The sequence below is a fragment of the Marinobacterium aestuariivivens genome (genome assembly GCF_042661465.1).
Lineage (GTDB): Bacteria > Pseudomonadota > Gammaproteobacteria > Pseudomonadales > Balneatricaceae > Marinobacterium_A > Marinobacterium_A aestuariivivens.
The window spans coordinates 3,526,912-3,544,093 of the sequence record NZ_JBHSWE010000001.1 but is presented as its reverse complement, the minus strand read 5'-3'; the positions used below and the strand labels follow the sequence as shown (position 1 = coordinate 3,544,093).

General features: G+C 56.9%; 17 protein-coding genes, 1 tRNA gene and 1 pseudogene. 10 read left to right on the top strand and 9 right to left on the bottom strand.

What is annotated here, in order from left to right:
- Positions 1-397 precede the first annotated feature (397 nt).
- The 7 genes from ACFQDL_RS18500 to ACFQDL_RS18470 all read left to right on the top strand — a co-directional run bounded on the left by ACFQDL_RS18500 (position 398) and on the right by ACFQDL_RS18470 (position 5,633).
- Positions 398-1,600: a tyrosine-type recombinase/integrase gene (locus ACFQDL_RS18500; protein ID WP_379910315.1), complete on the top strand. Its 1,203-nt coding sequence runs from the start codon at positions 398-400 to the stop codon at positions 1,598-1,600.
- Complete coding sequence (locus tag ACFQDL_RS18495; protein ID WP_379910314.1) at positions 1,555-1,758, top strand: site-specific integrase; 204 nt, start codon at positions 1,555-1,557, stop codon at positions 1,756-1,758. The genes ACFQDL_RS18500 and ACFQDL_RS18495 overlap by 46 nt, the downstream gene beginning before the upstream one ends.
- Before the next feature lie 4 nt (positions 1,759-1,762).
- Positions 1,763-2,476: a hypothetical protein gene (locus ACFQDL_RS18490; protein ID WP_379910313.1), complete on the top strand. Its 714-nt coding sequence runs from the start codon at positions 1,763-1,765 to the stop codon at positions 2,474-2,476.
- 89 nt (positions 2,477-2,565) lie between these two features.
- On the top strand, positions 2,566-2,781 hold the full coding sequence (locus tag ACFQDL_RS18485; RefSeq protein ID WP_379910312.1) for a helix-turn-helix transcriptional regulator: 216 nt from the start codon (positions 2,566-2,568) through the stop codon (positions 2,779-2,781).
- Positions 2,782-2,796: 15 nt separating this feature from the next.
- Positions 2,797-3,399: a hypothetical protein gene (locus ACFQDL_RS18480; RefSeq protein WP_379910311.1), complete on the top strand. Its 603-nt coding sequence runs from the start codon at positions 2,797-2,799 to the stop codon at positions 3,397-3,399.
- A 48-nt stretch (positions 3,400-3,447) separates the two neighbouring features.
- The gene (locus ACFQDL_RS18475; RefSeq protein ID WP_379910310.1) at positions 3,448-3,861 is read left to right on the top strand and encodes a hypothetical protein; all 414 of its coding nucleotides are present in this window, start codon (positions 3,448-3,450) and stop codon (positions 3,859-3,861) included.
- Positions 3,862-4,238: 377 nt separating this feature from the next.
- The gene (locus ACFQDL_RS18470) at positions 4,239-5,633 is read left to right on the top strand and encodes an ApeA N-terminal domain 1-containing protein (protein WP_379910309.1); all 1,395 of its coding nucleotides are present in this window, start codon (positions 4,239-4,241) and stop codon (positions 5,631-5,633) included.
- 737 nt (positions 5,634-6,370) lie between these two features.
- Here the strand turns inward: ACFQDL_RS18470 and ACFQDL_RS18465 are convergent.
- The 9 genes and pseudogenes from ACFQDL_RS18465 to thrS all read right to left on the bottom strand — a co-directional run bounded on the left by ACFQDL_RS18465 (position 6,371) and on the right by thrS (position 14,101).
- Positions 6,371-6,447: transfer RNA gene (locus ACFQDL_RS18465), tRNA-Pro, on the bottom strand.
- Positions 6,448-6,528: 81 nt separating this feature from the next.
- Positions 6,529-6,891: a MerR family transcriptional regulator gene (locus ACFQDL_RS18460; protein ID WP_379910308.1), complete on the bottom strand. Its 363-nt coding sequence runs from the start codon at positions 6,889-6,891 to the stop codon at positions 6,529-6,531.
- Positions 6,869-7,174, bottom strand: coding sequence for an integration host factor subunit alpha (gene ihfA / locus ACFQDL_RS18455; RefSeq protein ID WP_379910307.1), 306 nt, complete (start codon positions 7,172-7,174; stop codon positions 6,869-6,871). Before ihfA ends, ACFQDL_RS18460 begins: the two co-directional genes overlap by 23 nt.
- A 17-nt stretch (positions 7,175-7,191) precedes the next feature.
- Positions 7,192-9,569 (bottom strand): annotated as a pseudogene (gene pheT / locus ACFQDL_RS18450) (phenylalanine--tRNA ligase subunit beta).
- A 48-nt stretch (positions 9,570-9,617) separates the two neighbouring features.
- Positions 9,618-10,601 (bottom strand): phenylalanine--tRNA ligase subunit alpha, encoded by a 984-nt coding sequence (pheS, locus tag ACFQDL_RS18445; RefSeq protein ID WP_379910306.1) that lies wholly within the window; start codon positions 10,599-10,601, stop codon positions 9,618-9,620.
- Between the two features lie 328 nt (positions 10,602-10,929).
- Positions 10,930-11,286 carry a 50S ribosomal protein L20 gene (rplT, locus tag ACFQDL_RS18440; protein WP_188860671.1) on the bottom strand — a complete coding sequence of 119 codons (357 nt, stop codon included), beginning with the start codon at positions 11,284-11,286 and terminating at the stop codon, positions 10,930-10,932.
- 45 nt (positions 11,287-11,331) lie between these two features.
- Positions 11,332-11,526, bottom strand: coding sequence for a 50S ribosomal protein L35 (gene rpmI / locus ACFQDL_RS18435; protein ID WP_379910305.1), 195 nt, complete (start codon positions 11,524-11,526; stop codon positions 11,332-11,334).
- A 104-nt stretch (positions 11,527-11,630) separates the two neighbouring features.
- On the bottom strand, positions 11,631-12,164 hold the full coding sequence (gene infC / locus ACFQDL_RS18430; protein ID WP_379913164.1) for a translation initiation factor IF-3: 534 nt from the start codon (positions 12,162-12,164) through the stop codon (positions 11,631-11,633).
- 20 nt (positions 12,165-12,184) lie between these two features.
- On the bottom strand, positions 12,185-14,101 hold the full coding sequence (gene thrS / locus ACFQDL_RS18425) for a threonine--tRNA ligase (RefSeq protein WP_379910304.1): 1,917 nt from the start codon (positions 14,099-14,101) through the stop codon (positions 12,185-12,187).
- Positions 14,102-14,560: 459 nt separating this feature from the next.
- On the opposite strand from thrS, the gene ACFQDL_RS18420 reads away from it, so the two are divergent.
- The 3 genes from ACFQDL_RS18420 to ACFQDL_RS18410 all read left to right on the top strand — a co-directional run bounded on the left by ACFQDL_RS18420 (position 14,561) and on the right by ACFQDL_RS18410 (position 16,915).
- Positions 14,561-15,031 carry a sensor histidine kinase gene (locus ACFQDL_RS18420; protein WP_379910303.1) on the top strand — a complete coding sequence of 157 codons (471 nt, stop codon included), beginning with the start codon at positions 14,561-14,563 and terminating at the stop codon, positions 15,029-15,031.
- Positions 15,032-15,081: 50 nt separating this feature from the next.
- Positions 15,082-16,143, top strand: coding sequence for a sensor histidine kinase (locus tag ACFQDL_RS18415; protein ID WP_379910302.1), 1,062 nt, complete (start codon positions 15,082-15,084; stop codon positions 16,141-16,143).
- Between the two features lie 70 nt (positions 16,144-16,213).
- Positions 16,214-16,915 (top strand): response regulator, encoded by a 702-nt coding sequence (locus tag ACFQDL_RS18410; protein WP_379910301.1) that lies wholly within the window; start codon positions 16,214-16,216, stop codon positions 16,913-16,915.
- Positions 16,916-17,182 lie beyond the last annotated feature (267 nt).

Here is a 17,182-nt window from a genome sequence, read left to right as displayed (position 1 = left end):
GTGCAGCCCGCTTAACACTAGATTTTGCGTGACTAGGAATCGCTAGGGAAGTTGCACGCTTATGGGTAACGATATCTCTGAGAAGGTTTTCCTGCACCCGTCCTAAAGCCATGCATCGAAGATCCGTCGATTGGATTAACGCGACCTTATCTAAGTGACTGATTCCAAGAAAAACTTAATGGTCGGGACGGCAGGATTTGAACCTGCGACCCCTTGCACCCCATAAATCAAAAGCCTTTTCCAACAGGCTCCATCTAAATCAAAAACCATCAATTTTTCAAATACTTAAAGGATGCACGCACGTTAGGCAATTCCAACAGAATCCACTAAAATCTACCCTAAACCGGCAACAAACGGCGACCAAACGGCGACCGGTATTTAGGGGAGGAAGCCCGATATGGCGAGGCTTACAGACAAGGCGATCACCGCCAAGGTGGATAAAACGACCTGGCTGACCGAGGACGCCCCCAAAGGGCATGGCCGCTTCTCTGCCAAGCTGACTCCCACCCGTCCAGCGGCATTCTACTTCCGATACACGACAGCAGACGGCAAACGGGACTACTTGCCACTCGGCTACTACGACCCCAAAGACAGCAGCGACGGGCTCACCTTGAAGCAGGCTCGGGCAAAGTCAGCAGAAATGTCACGGTTGTATCAGTCCGGCATCCTCAATATTCGCCAGCACATTGAAGACGAGGAAGCCCACCGTAAAGCACAACAGGCAGCGGAACTTGCCCGACTAGAGCGTGAGGAGCAGCAGCACCGTGGTCGCAAGACTGTAGCGGAACTATTCGAGCATTGGGCCGCTGTCGATCTTATACGCCGCAAGGATGCCGGGGCCGAAATGCGCCGCCTGTTCAACCGGGACATTCTGCCTCTGATTGGCACGATAGCCGCAGAGGATATACGCAAGCGCCACGTGACCGAAGTGACGGACGCCCTGCTCTCCCGTGGAGTGCCTCGCATGGCAAAGGTGGCGTTTAGTTCAATGCGCCAGATGTTCCGCTTTGCCGTGGATCGGGACATTGTCGAGGCTGATCCAACCGCAGCGATTCGCAAGGTCAGTATTGGCGGCAAGGACACCGAACGGGACCGCATTCTTTCAGACGACGAGATCCGTTTGCTCCACCAGCAAATGCCGGAAGCCAAATTACTTCCAACGACTGAAACTGCTGTTTGGCTCGCCCTCGCTACCTGCTGCCGTATCGGTGAGCTTCTGAGGGCCGAATGGCAGCATGTCGATCTGGAAAAACACGAATGGCTGATTCCGGCGGAAAACAGTAAGAACGGTAAATCCCACAGCGTTTCCCTTTCCGAATTCGCCATACAGCACTTCCGACAGTTACACAGACTCAGCGGTTCGGGCCGCTGGTGTTATCCAAATCGCCACGTTTCCGACTCCATTGACCCTCGGTCGATTACCAAGCAGTTAACGGACCGCCAAGTGAAGCCGGGGGAGAGAGGCTTACAGGGCGAACCAGACAGGCCGACGCTCTTTTGCTTCCCGGCGGCAAGTGGACTCCGCACGATCTGCGCCGCACAGGTGCGACGCTTATGGTTGAGGCAGGAGTCCTGCCCGAAGTTGCGGAGCGATGTTTGAACCATACCGAGGAAAACAAGGTAAAGCGCATCTATCAGCGCTACAGCTACGCTCTGGAGATGAAACGGGCATGGCAAGTGCTTGGAGAGCGGCTGGAGCTGCTGACCCTTCCTGGCGGCGACAACGTAATTTCTGTGAACTTCAAACGGCAGAGCTAAGGAAATGGCATTCGATCTCGAAAAGTTTAATAACGATTGGTTTTTCTGGTTGGCCCGTGTCAAAGAAGGGACTGCAACCAAAAAGGAAACAATTGATTTACTTAATGGTAGCGACCCAATACCAGACGAAGTGCGTCCGATATTAGCTTCCATTATCTCCGGTGAGATCACGTTCAAAAATGGACTTCATAAGCGCCCCTATGAGACTAGGCGAAATGCAGCTCTATGGGCCAAAGACCTGCAAACGCAACTTGAAGATCAACCGAAATTAGCTTCGAGAAAGAAGCTTAGAGGTGAAGACTCTAATCGGGATCTTTTACTAGAGGCGATTGCCGCCCGTTTCGGCTGTAGCCAACGAACGCTTGAGCGGTGGATTTCTGAGCAGGAAAAAATGGATAGGGAGTCAAGTGAGCAACTCGGCATAGCCCGCAGCTCCGCACAGTTGCAAGACGCTGCCTACCGTATGGCTGACATTGATCAAAGGCTCAGTGATCTGCAAGAACGAATGCAAGACCAGCCAGTAACAGAGGACGATGAGCGACAGTTCGCATTGTTAATGAATGCCAAGCTTGATGAGCTTGACAGGCAGATTGAAGAACATGATGAGGCTTTCGCTAAACTTCCAAAAAGCCTTCAGAAAAATCCATCTTATCAAGAGTCAAGACAAGAACTGGTGGAAGCCAAAAAACGGATAGAAGCCCTAAGAAAAAGTCAATGACACAAAGTCGGTTTTTCTGTCGGTGCCTCAATTCAAGCCCGACACCATGATCAGTCCTGTATCCACACAAACCCTCTGAGGTACAGGACATGAAACCTACTGAACAAATCGAATATCAGCGCCTTCTTCGCCTTGCTGCCGTCTTGGAAGTCACCGGGCAGGCTCGCTCTACGCTCTACTTGCGTATACAGCAGGGTGAGTTCCCCAAACCGATAAAGCTGGGGAATAGCCGCTCCGTCGCCTGGGTCGAGTCCGAAGTTCAGGACTGGGTCCAGCAGCAAATTAACAACGCCGTCAATGCGTAAAGGAGGGCGTTGCTAATGAATACTCACACCTTGATTAACAAGCTCCACGCAATCGAGTCCGGCATTGAGTGGGCAGAACTCAAGACCCTCCCCGATAATGCCAAGCTCAATATCGGCAGCACTGGACCGCTTCCCGCCGCAGAACTGTTCAATAGCCGGAACTCTGCGAATACGGGTGTATTTTCCCCCGTAGTCTACTACGCACCCGGCTCTAAATCCGGGGTACTGATGCTGCTGAACGGACGTGAAATGGCGATTGTTGCCGCACTTCGTGATGGCAACTGGGTAATGATCAACGATCTTAAACACGACCACCTGGAGACTCGCAAACCGGTCTCGAACCTCCGCCAGATGGGCGTGATTATTGCCACTGCTTGCAACGAACACTGCCACGAATGGCTGATGCTCGGAAAGATAGATCTTTATCCCACCGCAGAACTGATCGCCAATGCTGCTCCGCTTCCCAACGTTCTGCCGTGCCGTGAGGTAGCAGAGAAAGTCGAAGTAGAACGGGCACAGGCTGCTTTCGCCCGCCGCTTGGCGAATATCAAACGCCGCACTTCCCACCTTCGCTCCGGTGACCCGGAGCAGATGCAGCTTCCGACTACCACCGCTTAATACCGAGCCGAGCCGGGGCAGCAATGCCCCGGCACAGGAGTTTGATTCATGGGTAGTACCGCACAACGTAAGCAGCTTAAGAAGCGAGAGCGGTTTATTGGTATTCCTTACCGGGTCGCACAGAGTAGTCAGTTTGCCTCATTGAAAGCAGCGGAGGTCAAACTGCTTATTGATATGTTGACGCAGTATACTGGCAGCAACAACGGATCCCTATCGCCTTGCCATTCGCTGATGAGGAAGCGGGGGTGGGCCAAATCATCTTTGCACCGGGCATTTTCTGCACTGCTTTCGAAGGGGTTTCTTGTCGTCACCCGGCAGGGTTGGAAAGTCCGTGGACGAGCAACGCTGGTGGCTATCACTTGGAACGGCATCGATGAACCTCGCAACGGCATCATGTTCGACGAAGGTATCAAACCGAGTCCGGTACCATTGGCATTGTGGTGCAAAGATCCTACGGCATGACAGACTCACACTAAAAAGCGATACTGAATTGCTCTAGTAACGCTCTCCTAGATAGCCAAAGCGATCGTGCTTCTCTGCCATCATTGCCTAAGCGAAATCGAGTTTCCACTGGAACTTTCCAAAAAAGTGAACCATCATTTAGAACTTAGGTTTAGCGAACACAAAGAAACAGTCTAACGAATCGTTTCATAATCATGGAAGAATAATGGTTATCATGCCTCAATCTAGTATCCCGACCATACCAATTCAAGCCTTTAAGCACCTTCCACTAACATTCTTACTATATTTAAACATACCTTCGCCAAAAAAGACTTTATCAAGAAACAATAATTAGCCTGATAATTCTCAAGAAACCATAAAATGAAAAGGAAGTCTTAATGAACCCACTATCCCTTCCGGAACAACATGGTATTTTTTGGCTGCCTGACCATGAAGAAAACGAAGTTCCAGGACGTTTATATTGCAATACATCTGGTCAGCTAGAGCTTGAAGTAGCTGGGTCTCTAACAGGAGAAACAGTTGATATGGACAGCACTAAAATCAAAAGGATATTAGGAATAACACAAAGAGGAAAGCCAATAACTCTAGATAATTGCTTTTTTAGGAATCGAAACATAAGTTTTCCTGGGATAGGTGTTTCAAAAATCCGAATAAACCAAATGTATATAGGCGCTCATTTCGACAAAGATGAACCGATAGAGTTTGAAAAAATATCTTTTCACTCAACGGCACTTGACGAATGGATGAAATGCAATCCTATTAATGTCGCTATAAAGAATGGCGAGAATAAATCTATCCATATCAATTACTCATTTTCAGCCAGCCCTAAATGGCAATTAAAAAATGGAGGAGAATTAACTTTAGACTTTGAATGTTTAATGCCTCAAGGCTGGGGAGGAAGGGAGGTTAAAATTGCACAAAAAACCTGGATATCAATTAATTACAATAAGCTATTACCCGTTAATGACGCTCTATCATATATTTGGCGATTTATCGATTTCGCTTCATTTTCCTGCGACAAAAACTTATATATAGAATCTATTCGTGCCTATAGAAGCGATATAACTGAGCCATACAAAGAATCCACTCGAATGGCACCAATCGAGATCTTTTTAAACCTATCCCCAAATGATGATATTGATTTTAGCGAACTAAGCGAACCATTCATATTACTAAAATTCGATGACATTTCTGATAACTTTGGGCATATAATCAGTTCATGGCTGACCAATTATGAAAAATATGATTCAACTTTCAATCTATATTTTGCAACTAAAAGCGCCAAAGGACTATATCTAGATAACCGGTTTTTAATGCTTGCCCAAGCCGTAGAATCCCTACATAGAAGAATGTCACCCGACTCAACGTATACCACTGAAGAATATGACGAGTTATCGAAGTCGCTACTAAATTCCGTTCCTGAAAAGTATAGAGAATGGGTAGAAGCAAGACTCCGCTATGGGAATGAACTCAATCTAAGAAGTAGAATAAAATCTCTATTCAACGATTACAAATCCATATTTGGCGGAAGCAAGAAGATCAAATCAAATATCGATAAAATTGTAAACACTCGAAACTATCTGACACACTACGACAACAGTCTCAAGAGGAGATCAGCAAGCGGAGACGATCTTTATAAGCTATGCCTAGTCCTAGAAATTCTCTTACAAATACATTTTTGTAAATTGCTTGAGTTTGATAATAAAAAAATCCAAGAAATTTTTAACAAATCACAAAGTATTATTAAGAAGAAAAGTAGGATATTACAGTGATACGAAAATAGATTTACCTTTCAAGCAGATGGACAAAGTCCAACTAACTCCTCCTACTTGGAGTAGTTAAAGTCCCATAGTCCTCCCATTTGGAGTAGGTCATATAAATTAGATGCTGTACCTACTCCACATTGGAACTCTAAAACGACCCCTACAATCTTCGACCTGTTCCATATTGGGGAGTCTTATATATATCCATACCCTTCTACGAATCCTACGTGTCAACGCTGTTTCCAGCCCAATAGCTTTCTACACAACTAGCCATAGTTGAAAAAGTAGCGCCTTCATCTGAACACTACCATAGACTCCCTTTGCCCTTGTATTGGCCGTGGAGCGCCGACAGGTATCGTCTAAACAAAGACGGGCCCTCCGTCAGAACTACACCCAGAGAGCGATTGGCGTACACCTCTGCCGACTGGTGGGGCCCCTGGGCTATGAAAAAAACCTCGGGGACACGGGCAGACACGTGGAGAGCGGCTATTTTTTGCCGCCTTAGCGCCTCCACACCAGTTGAAGACCTTAGACGGTAAAGGTGACTGATAGTAGTCGGTAGACACGAATTCATCTGGGGAAGGTGGGGAATCAGGATTGACGACATTGCCCGATAACTGGGGAAGCTACATTAGGTCATATCACTAGCCAGCAACAAACGGCGACCAAACGGCGACTAACAAGGCAATATTCGGAACTTTTAGATTTTCGGCGCTTAGACAGGATGCCTAAGTCTTTGATTTTAATGGTCGGGACGGCAGGATTTGAACCTGCGACCCCTTGCACCCCATGCAAGTGCGCTACCAGACTGCGCTACGCCCCGACTGTAAGAACGAACCGACGAACGTCGTTTCGAAGTGGTGGGTAATATACCCTAAGGTTTTGAATCTGTGAAGTTTTTTCTTCAAAAACTTTTCAGGTTGCTGAGGATGTCCTCGAGTTCAGTGATGGTCTGCCGGACCAGCTGCTTGTAGCGCGCCGCATCGTCGCCGGCCTGCTCGCCCGCGAGCCACTGGCGGGCACCGCTGATGGTGTAGCCCTGCTCGTGCAACAGGCTGCGGATCTGGCGGATCACCAGTACGTCCTGGCGCTGGTAGTAGCGGCGGTTGCTGCGCTTGACCGGCGCGATCTGCTCGAACTCCTGCTCCCAGTAACGCAGCACGTGGGTCTTGAGGTCGCAGAGCTTGGCGACTTCGCCGATCGTGAAATACCGTTTGCCGGGGATGGGGTCGAGCCGGTCGTGGTTATTCCGACCGGTTTCCGGCATAGGCTTCTACCCGATCCTTGAGTTTCTGGCCTGGACGAAAGGTCACCACCCGCCTGGCGCAGATGGGGACCTCCTCACCGGTCTTGGGGTTGCGGCCGGGGCGCTGGCGCTTGTCGCGCAGGTCGAAGTTGCCGAAGCCCGACAGCTTGACCTGTTCGTTGGACGCCAGGCTGGCACGGATCTCGTCGAAAAAGGATTCAACCATCTCCTTGGCCTCACGCTTGTTGAGGCCAAGTTCCTCGTTGAGGCGTTCCGCCATTTCCGCTTTCGTCAAAGAGCCCATGCCACTCACCCCTGTCATCACTCCCGCAATGTCGCGCCGAATTCGGACTTCAGCGCGGCGACTACCGCCTGGATAGTTCCGTTGATCTCTTCGTCATTAAGAGTGCGCGATGGATGCTGCCAGGTCAAGCCGACGGCCAGACTTTTTCGTCCTGCTTCAATACCTTGGCCCTGATAGACGTCGAACAGGGTGATGTCCTTGAGGTACTCGCCACCCTCTTTCAGCGCCACCTTGCGGAGGTCTTCGAAGGCGGTTTTCTCGTCGACGACCAGTGCCAGGTCGCGACGCGATTCGGGGAACTTCGACAGCTCGCTGAAGCGCGGCAGACGTCCGCGGGCGACCTCTTCGAGGCTCAGCTCGAACAGGTAGACCGGAGCGTCGAGGTCCAGCGCCTTGACCAGGTTCGGATGCAGTGCGCCCATGTAGCCGATCACCTTGCCGTCGCGCTCGATCGCGGCGCTCTGGCCCGGGTGCAGCGCACCGTGGCTGGCCGCGCTGAAGCTGAAGCGCTCGCGGGCGCCACCCAGCGACAGCAGCGACTCGACATGGCCCTTGAGGTCGTAGAAGTCGACCTTCTGCGCCTTGCCGGTCCAGCTTTCCGGTTCGCGGCTGCCGGCGATCAGGCCGGCGATGACGTTTTCCTGCACCAGTTCGGCGTCCTGGGTCAGGAAGCGCTGGCCGGTTTCGAACAGGCGCACGCGGTCCTGCTGGCGGTTCTGGTTGTACTGCAGCGCCCTGGCCAGGCCCGGCCAGAGGCTGGTGCGCATCACCGCCATTTCGGCCGAAATCGGGTTGGCGAGGGCGACGCCTTCGTAGCGGTCGTCGAACTGCTTCTGCAGGCCGGCCTCGATGAAGCTGTAGGTGATCGCTTCCTGGTAGCCCAGCGCGATCAGGTGACGGCGCATCTGGCGGGTCTCGACCTGGGCCTCGTTGTGCGGCGTGAACGGCAGCTCGGCGGTCGGCGTTTTCACCGGCAGGTTGTTGTAGCCGTAGACCCGGGCCAGCTCCTCGATCAGGTCCACCTCGATGTCGATATCGAAGCGGTATGACGGCACGGCGACATCCCAGACACCGGCTTCGACCGGCATCAGCGTCATGCCCAGACGCGTCAGGATCTCTTCGATCTCGTCGGCCGGCATCTCGAAGGCCAGCAGCTGGTTGACGCGGGCGTGGCGCAGCCGCACGGTGGCCGCTTCCGGCAGGTGCTCGGGGCTCTTGACCTCGGTGACCGGGCCCGGCTCGCCGCCGACGATCTCGAGCAGCAACTCGGTGGCACGCTCGATCGCCTTGCGCTGCAGTTTCCAGTCGACGCCGCGCTCGAAGCGGTGCGACGAGTCGGTGTGCAGGCCATAGGAACGGGCGCGACCGGCAATCGCCAGCGGCGCGAAGAAGGCGCTCTCGAGGAAGATGTCGCGGGTTTCGGTGGTGACGCCGCTGTCTTCACCGCCCATCACGCCGGCCATCGCCAGCGGTCCCTGCTCGTCGGTGATCAGCAGGGTACCTTCGGTCAGGCTCACTTCCTGGCCGTCCAGCAGGGTCAGCTTTTCATCCTTCTGCGCCGGGCGCACGATGATGCTGCCGTTGAGCCGGCCAGGTCGAAGGCATGCATCGGCTGACCCAGTTCGAGCAGCACGTAGTTGGTGACGTCGACGACCGGGTCGATCGAGCGGATGCCGGCCCGGCGCAGCTTCTCCACCATCCACAGCGGCGTCTGTGCACCGGCGTTGATGCGGCGGATCACCCGGCCGACATAGCGCGGGCAGCCCGCCTTGTCTTCGACCACCACCGGGAAGGCGTCCTTGATCACCGCCTCGACCTGGGCCGGCTCGACGAACTTCACCGTCGCCTTGTTCAGCACGCCGACCTCGCGGGCCAGGCCCGTAATGCTGAGGCAGTCGCCGCGGTTCGGCGTCAGGTCGACGTCGATGATCTGGTCGTTGAGGCCGAGATAATCACGCAGGCAGTGACCCACCGGCGCATCGGCCGCCAGCTCCATGATGCCGCCATGATCGTCCGACAGGCCCAGCTCGTCCTCGGCGCAGAGCATGCCGAAGGACTCGACCTGGCGCAGCTTGGCCTTCTTGATCTGGAAGTCGCCCGGCAGGGTCGCGCCCACCTTGGCGAAGGAGGTTTTCAGGCCGGCACGGGCGTTCGGCGCGCCGCAGACCACCTGGAACTCTTCATGGCCGTCGCTGACGGTGCAGACCTGCAGCTTGTCGGCATTGGGGTGCGGCTCGGCGCTGAGAATTTCGCCGACCACCACACCGGAAAACTTGCCGGCCACCGGGACCACCTCGTCCACTTCGAGGCCGGCCATGGTGATCTGCGCCACTAGGGCATCGGTATCGATCGCCGGATTGACCAGTTCGCGCAACCACTGTTCACTGAATTTCATTCTGCTGTCCTGACAATGCTGTTAACTCTCGAATCCACGGGTACCGGTTCAGCTGAACTGGCGCAGGAATCGCAGATCGTTCTCGAAGAAAAGGCGCAGGTCATTGACGCCGTAACGCAGCATGGCCAGGCGCTCGACCCCCATGCCGAAGGCAAAGCCGGTGTACTCTTCCGGGTCGATGCCGACATATTCGAACACCTTCGGGTGTACCATGCCGCAGCCGAGCACTTCCAGCCACTTGCCGTCGCCGCGATCGATGTCGACCTCGATCGAGGGCTCGGTGAACGGGAAGTAGGACGGACGGAAGCGCACCTTGACGTCTTCTTCGAAGAACTCGCGCAGGAACTGCTCGAGGGTGCCCTTGAGGTCGGCGAAACTGATGTTCCTGTCGACCAGCAGACCCTCAACCTGGTGGAACATCGGCGAGTGGGTCTGGTCGTAGTCGCAACGGTAGACGCGCCCCGGGCAGATGATGCGCACCGGCGGCTTCTGCGCCTCCATGGTACGGATCTGCACCGGCGAGGTGTGGGTCCGCAGCAGGGTGTTGGCGTTGAAATAGAAGGTGTCGTGCATCGCCCGCGCCGGATGGTGCTCGGGGATGTTGAGCGCCTCGAAGTTGTGGTAGTCGTCTTCGATCTCGGGCCCTTCGGCGACGCTGTAGCCGATGCCGGCGAAGAACGCCTCGATGCGCTCGAGGGTCTTGGTCACCGGATGCAGCCCGCCCAGTTCCTGACCGCGGCCCGGCAGGGTGACGTCGATGGTCTCGGCCGCCAGCTTCGCGTTCAGCGCTTCGCTTTCCAGCGCGTCCTTGCGGATGTTGAGCTGAGCCTGCAGCGCCTGCTTGGCTTCGTTGATGCGCGCGCCCGCCTGCGGACGCTCTTCGGCGGACAGCTGTCCCAGCCCTTTCAGCAGCTGAGTAAGATGACCTTTCTTACCGAGATACTGAACACGGACCTGGTCGAGATCCTGGGTGCTCGCGGCCTGTTCGACGGCTTCGATGCCTTGCGCCAACAGGGACTCAATGTTTTCCATTACCGGCTCCATAAAATGGCTCTTCGCGCCTGGGCGTGAAGAAAACGTAATTCGTAGGATGGGTGAAGCCGCAATGGCACTCCGCTGCCGAAGCGCAGCGGATTCGTTGCGGCGTAACCCATCAGCGACGTTGAGCGCCGCCTTTGGATGGGTTCCACGACGCCCTGTTCGCGTCTGGATCGGATAGTCCGCGAGAAGCGTCGTTCCACCCATCCTACGGTTTCATCGCCTGATTTCTATGACCTGCGAAGAACCAAAAAAACAGGGGAAGAGCTTGCACCCTTCCCCTGTTCGATTCGATCAATTACCTACAAGAGGCGGGTGTGCCTTACGCCAGGGCAGCTTTCGCTTTCTCGACGACGGCGGCAAACGCTGCCTGCTCGTGAACGGCCAGATCGGCCAGGACCTTGCGGTCGATCTCGATGCTGGCTTTTTTCAGGCCGGCGATCAGACGGCTGTAGGACAGACCGTTGGTGCGGGCACCGGCGTTGATACGGGCGATCCACAGGGCGCGGAACTGACGCTTGCGTTGACGACGGTCGCGGTAAGCGTACTGACCGGCCTTGATGACAGCCTGTTTAGCAACGCGGAATACACGGCTGCGGGCACCGTAGTAACCCTTGGCCTGCTTCAATACTTTCTTGTGACGACGACGTGCGATAACACCACGTTTTACGCGAGCCATTGCAATACCTTCCTAAAGTTGAATTCTGTTGATACCAAGAGTGACTTAGATGTACGGCAGCATGCGCTTGACGAGTGCCTGGTCCGCTGCATGAACCTGCAGCATCGGACGCAGCTGACGCTTACGCTTGGTGCTCTTCTTGGTCAGAATGTGGCTCTTGAAGGACTGCTTGTGCTTGAAGCCGGTCGCAGTTTTCTTGAAGCGCTTGGCAGCGCCGCGGTTGGACTTGATCTTAGGCATTTCTAACAATCTCCACGCATTCGTTAAGTTGTGTTCGCCCGGACAACGACAAAACCCGCAGCCGCCTCCGTCAGGAGCCGGTTACGGGCTGTGCGCTCAACGGGTTACTTTTTCTTCTTCGGAGCAATGACCATGGTCATCTGACGGCCTTCCATCTTCGGACGCTGTTCAACGGTACCCAGCTCTTCCAGGTCTTTTTCGACCCGCAACATCAGCTGCATACCCAGTTCCTGATGGGCCATCTCGCGACCGCGGAAACGCAAGGTCACCTTGGCCTTATCTCCGGCTTCAAGGAAACGTACCAGGTTGCGCAGTTTTACCTGGTAATCCCCTTCTTCCGTCCCGGGACGGAATTTCACTTCCTTGACCTGCATCTGAACCTGCTTCTTCTTGGCGAGGTTCTGCTGCTTCTTCGCTTCGTACATATGCTTGCCGTAATCCATCACCTTGCAGACGATGGGGTCGGATTCCGCAATCTGTACCAGGTCAAGACCCGCTTCCTGAGCTGCCTCAAGAGCGTCTTTAATCGATACTATTCCAATCTGGCTGCCGTCCGGACCGATCAGTCGACATTCGCGTGCTTTGATATTGTCGTTGATCGCTGGGCGTTTCTCGCCGCGTCTGTTATCGCGCCTGATGGTACTATCTCCTGCTCAGATTAATTCTGGCGTCCCTTCCGGGTCACGTCTTGTGACAGAAGGACAACAAATTCTTCGATGGACAAGGTTCCCAGGTCTTCACCTGTGCGGGTTCTTACGGCGACCGCGCCGGACTCCACTTCCTTGTCTCCCACTACCAGAAGGTAGGGGACCTTCTGCAGTGTACGCTCGCGGATTTTAAAGCCGATCTTCTCGTTTCTCAAGTCCGCTTGCGCACGGAAACCCCTGTCTTCAAGAAGTTGCGCCACTTTTTTGCAATATTCACCCTGTTTGTCGGTGATATTGAGGACCGCAACCTGCTGCGGCGCCAGCCAGGTGGGCAGCGCGCCGGCGTAGTTTTCGATCAGGATGCCGATGAAGCGCTCGAACGAACCGAGGATCGCGCGGTGCAGCATGACCGGCGTTTCGCGCTCGCCCTCTTCGTTGACGAACTGGGCACCGAGGCGGCCCGGCATCGAGAAATCGACCTGGATGGTACCACACTGCCAGACCCGGCCGAGGCAATCCTTGAGCGAAAACTCGATTTTCGGGCCGTAGAAGGCGCCCTCGCCCGGCAGCAGCTCCCATTTCAGGCCGGCGGCGTCCAGCGCCTCGGCCAGCGCCTGCTCCGCCTTGTCCCAGCTCTCGTCGGAACCGACGCGCTTCTCCGGACGGGTCGAGAGCTTGTACAGCACCTCGGTGAAGCCGAAGTCCTCGTAGACCTCGTGCAGGAAGTCGATGAAGGTCGCCACTTCGCTCTGGATGTCGCCTTCGGCGCAGAAGATGTGGGCATCGTCCTGGACGAAGCCGCGCACGCGCATCAGGCCGTGCAGCGCACCGGACGGCTCGTTGCGGTGGCAGGATCCGAACTCGGCCAGGCGCAGCGGCATCTCGCGGTAGGAGCGCAGCCCCTGGTTGAACACCTGGACGTGGCAGGGGCAGTTCATCGGCTTGATGGCGAAATCGCGATGCTCGGAATGGGTGGTGAACATCTCTTCCGAGAACTTGTCCCAGTGACCCGACTTTTCCCACAGGGTGCGCTCGACCACCTGCGGGGTCTTGATCTCCTGGTAGGCATGCTTGCGCAACTTGTTGCGCATGTACTGCTCGATCTCCTGGTACAGGGTCCAGCCGGCCGGGTGCCAGAACACCATGCCCGGGGCTTCCTCCTGCAGGTGGAACAGGTTCAGCGCCTTGCCCAGCTTGCGGTGGTCGCGCTTCTCGGCTTCCTCGAGGCGGTGCAGATAGGCCTTGAGCTCCTTCTTGTCGCCCCAGGCGGTGCCGTAGATACGCTGCAGCATCTCGTTGTCGGAGTTGCCGCGCCAGTAGGCGCCCGCCACCTTCATCAGCTTGAACGCCTTGATATGGCCGGTCGAGGGTACGTGCGGACCGCGGCACAGGTCGATGAACTCGCCCTGGGAGTAGAACGACAGCGCCTCGTTGCCCGGGATATCCCTGATGATCTCGACCTTGTACTTCTCGCCCATCTTCTCGAACATCGCGACCGCTTCGTCGCGGCTCATCAGCGAACGGGCGACCGGCAGGTCCTGCTTCGACAGCTCCTGCATGCGCTTTTCGATCTTCTCGAGATCTTCCGGCGTGAACGGGCGCTCGTAGGCGAAATCGTAATAGAAGCCGTTGTCGATCACGGGACCGATGGTGACCTGAGCGCCGGGGAACAGCTCCTGCACCGCCATCGCCATCAGGTGGGCGCAGGAGTGGCGGATCACATCGACGCCTTCCTCGTCCCGCGCGGTGACGATCGCCAGGTCGCAGTCTTCGGTGATGGTATAGCTGGTATCCACCAGGGTGCCGTCGACCTTGCCGGCCAGAGCGGCCTTGGCCAGCCCGGTGCCGATGGAAGCGGCGACGTCATGGACGCTGACCGGGTTGTCGAATTCGCGTTTGCTGGCATCAGGAAGCGTAATAACAGGCATGTAAATCCCTTCTGGCTCAGTGGTGACCCCCACGACAGGTCACTTAAGTGTTGCTATGGGTAAAATAAAAAAGTTCTTCGCGATAGAGGGAAACCAGGTGACTAAACCGTAGGATGGGTGGAGCCGCGCGTTGCCACTTCGCGATCGCTACGCAGTGGGTTTGGCGCGGCGCAACCCATCAACTATTCGGTTTCCTCAGTGCTGCATTCGAGATGGTTACACGACGCCCAGACTGCGTAACGACCGGAAAGACCGGGCCGAGGCGTCGTTCCACCCATCCTACGAATTAAGCCTGTTTTCCGCTAAAACGTGATGAACCAATACAAAGCCGTACAAACGAAGTACGGCGTTAAGGGCGAAAAAGTATACCGGAAGCCGCGCCGCGCGACCACCACCGATTGCGGTGACGGCACCCGGGCGCCGATAATGAAGGGTAGACGTTCAGAACAAGAATCCATTATGACGCGACTGAAGATCAGCACCCGCCTGATGATCATGATGTGCCTGCTGGTACTGCTGCAGGCCGCCCTGCTCGGCGGCTTTGCGCTGCGCTACCTGAGCACCTCGCTGGAGGACCAGATCGGGCTGCGCGCGCTGCAGCTGGCCTCGATGATCGCCCAGACGCCGGCGGTACGGGATGCCGCCCGCGACCGCGACAGTTTCAGCATGCAGGCGCTGGCCGAGGAACTGCGCGAGGCCACCGACGCCAGCTTCATCTCCATCGGCGACAGCGAGGGCATCCGCCTCGCCCACCCGCTGCCCGAACGCATCGGCAAGCCGATGGTCGGCGGCGACAACTACCGCGCGCTGGAGCTGGGTCAGAGCTATATCTCCCGCGCGGTCGGCAGCCTGGGGCCGTCGATTCGCGGCAAGGCGCCGATCTTCTCGCCCGAGGGGAGATCCTCGGCGTCGTCTCGGTCGGCTACCTGACCACCAGTCTCGAGACCATCATCCTGCGCTACCAGAGCATCGTCATCAGCGTGACCCTGGGACTCCTGCTGCTGTCGATCCTGCTGGCGGTCTGGATCTCGCACCGCTTCAAGTCGGCGATCTTCGGCCTGGAACCGCACCAGATCGCCCGGCTGTTCGAAGAGCGCAATGCCACCCTGGAATCGGTGCGCGAAGGCATCATCGCCGTGAATACCGAGGGCCGCATCACCACCTTCAACAAGGCCGCCGCCAGGACGCTGGGGCTGGCGGCATCGGAACCGCTGAGCGGCCGGCCGATCCAGGAGGTCCTGCCCGACAGCCGGCTGCCGGACCTGCTGGTCACCGGCAAGCCCGAGTTCGACCGCGAGCTGACCCTCAAGGGCCAGACCCTGATCGTCAACCGCATCCCGATTCGTGACGGCCACCAGGTGATCGGCGGCGTCGCCAGCTTCCGCCGCAAGGACGAGCTCGACCAGGTCAGCCGTCAGCTGACCCAGATCCAGCAGTACGCCGAGACCCTGCGCAGCCAGGCCCACGAGTATGCCAACAAGCTGCACACCATCGCCGGCCTGATCCAGATCGGCGCCACCGACCGGGCGCTGGAGATCATCGGCCAGGAAACCCGCGAACACCAGGAGCTGCTGCGCTGGCTGGTCGATTCGGTCACCGAACCAGTGCTGTCCGGCTGCCTGCTCGGCAAGTACAATCGCGCCCACGAGCTCGGGCTGCGGCTGATCATCGACCCGGACAGCCATATGGGTGCCCTGCCGGCCCATATCGCCCCGGAACGCATCGTCACCCTGCTCGGCAACCTGCTCGACAACGCCTTCGAAGCGACGCTGGCCGCCGGCGGCCGCCAGGTGCAGCTGTCGATGACGGACCTGGGCCGCGAACTGATCTTCGAGATCGAGGACGAGGGCCTGGGCGTGCCGGAAAGCGAGCGCGAGCAGATCTTCGAGCGCGGCCACAGCAGCAAGGCCCGGGGGCGCGGCATCGGCCTGCACCTGGTCAGGCAGACGCTGGCCCAGCTGGGCGGCGAAATCACCGTATCCGAGGCCGGCACTGGCGGCGCGCGATTCACGGCCTATATTCCCAAGGAGGTGGACGCTTGAGTCCTGCAATCGGCGAAACGCGATTCACGGCCCGCTTTTTCACAGGAAATATGCCCAGGGAGGTGGAGGTTTGAATCCTGCAATCAGCGTCGTGATCGCGGAAGACGACCCGCAGATCGCCGAGATCCAGCGCCGTTTCATCGAACGCATCGACGGCTTCGAGGTCCGGGGCATCGCCCACGATACCCGCGATGCCGCGGACCTCGTCGAGGTGATGCAGCCCGACCTGCTGCTGCTGGATATCCAGTTCCCGGACGGCAACGGCCTCGAGCTGCTGCGCCGGCTGCGTACCGACAACAGCGCCACCGACGTGGTGATGATCACCGCCGCCAAGGAGGTCGAGACGCTGACCGAGGCGCTGCGCTGGGGCGTATTCGACTATATCCTCAAGCCCGTGGTATTCGACCGGCTGCAGCAGGCACTGGGCAACTACCGCGCCCACCGCGAGCGGCTGCTGCAGTTGCAGAGCCTGTCGCAGCAGGAGGTCGACGGCCTGCTGCCGCGCACCGCCAGCACCGCGCCCAAAGCCGGCACCGGCATCGCCTCACTGCCCAAGGGCATCGATACCCTGACCCTGGAAAAGGTGCGCAAGGTGTTCAAGGGCCAGCCCGCCGAGAGCCTCAGCGCCGAGCAGGTCGGCGACCGGATCGGTTCCAGCCGCACCACCGCGCGACGCTATCTCGAATACCTGGTCGGCACCCAGGAACTGATGGCCGATGTCGCCTACGGCAGCGTCGGCCGCCCGGAACGGCAGTACCGGTTGCCCAGGTGAGCGTTTAGGCGCTTACCGTAACGTTAACCGTAACCCATCATATCGACCGCATTCCAGGCCGGTTGGCATCGGGTTATACCGCCACGGTGCCGGGTGATGGATGTTGGGTTGCGCGGCTTCGCCGCTCCACCCAACCTACGAAAAAGCGCGTTTACTGTAACTGCCGCGGTGATGGGTGACGGGTGCCGGGTGACGTTTGTAGGATGGGTGGAGCGCAGCGCAACCCATCATATCGACCGTATTCCAGGTCGGTTGGCACCGGGTTGT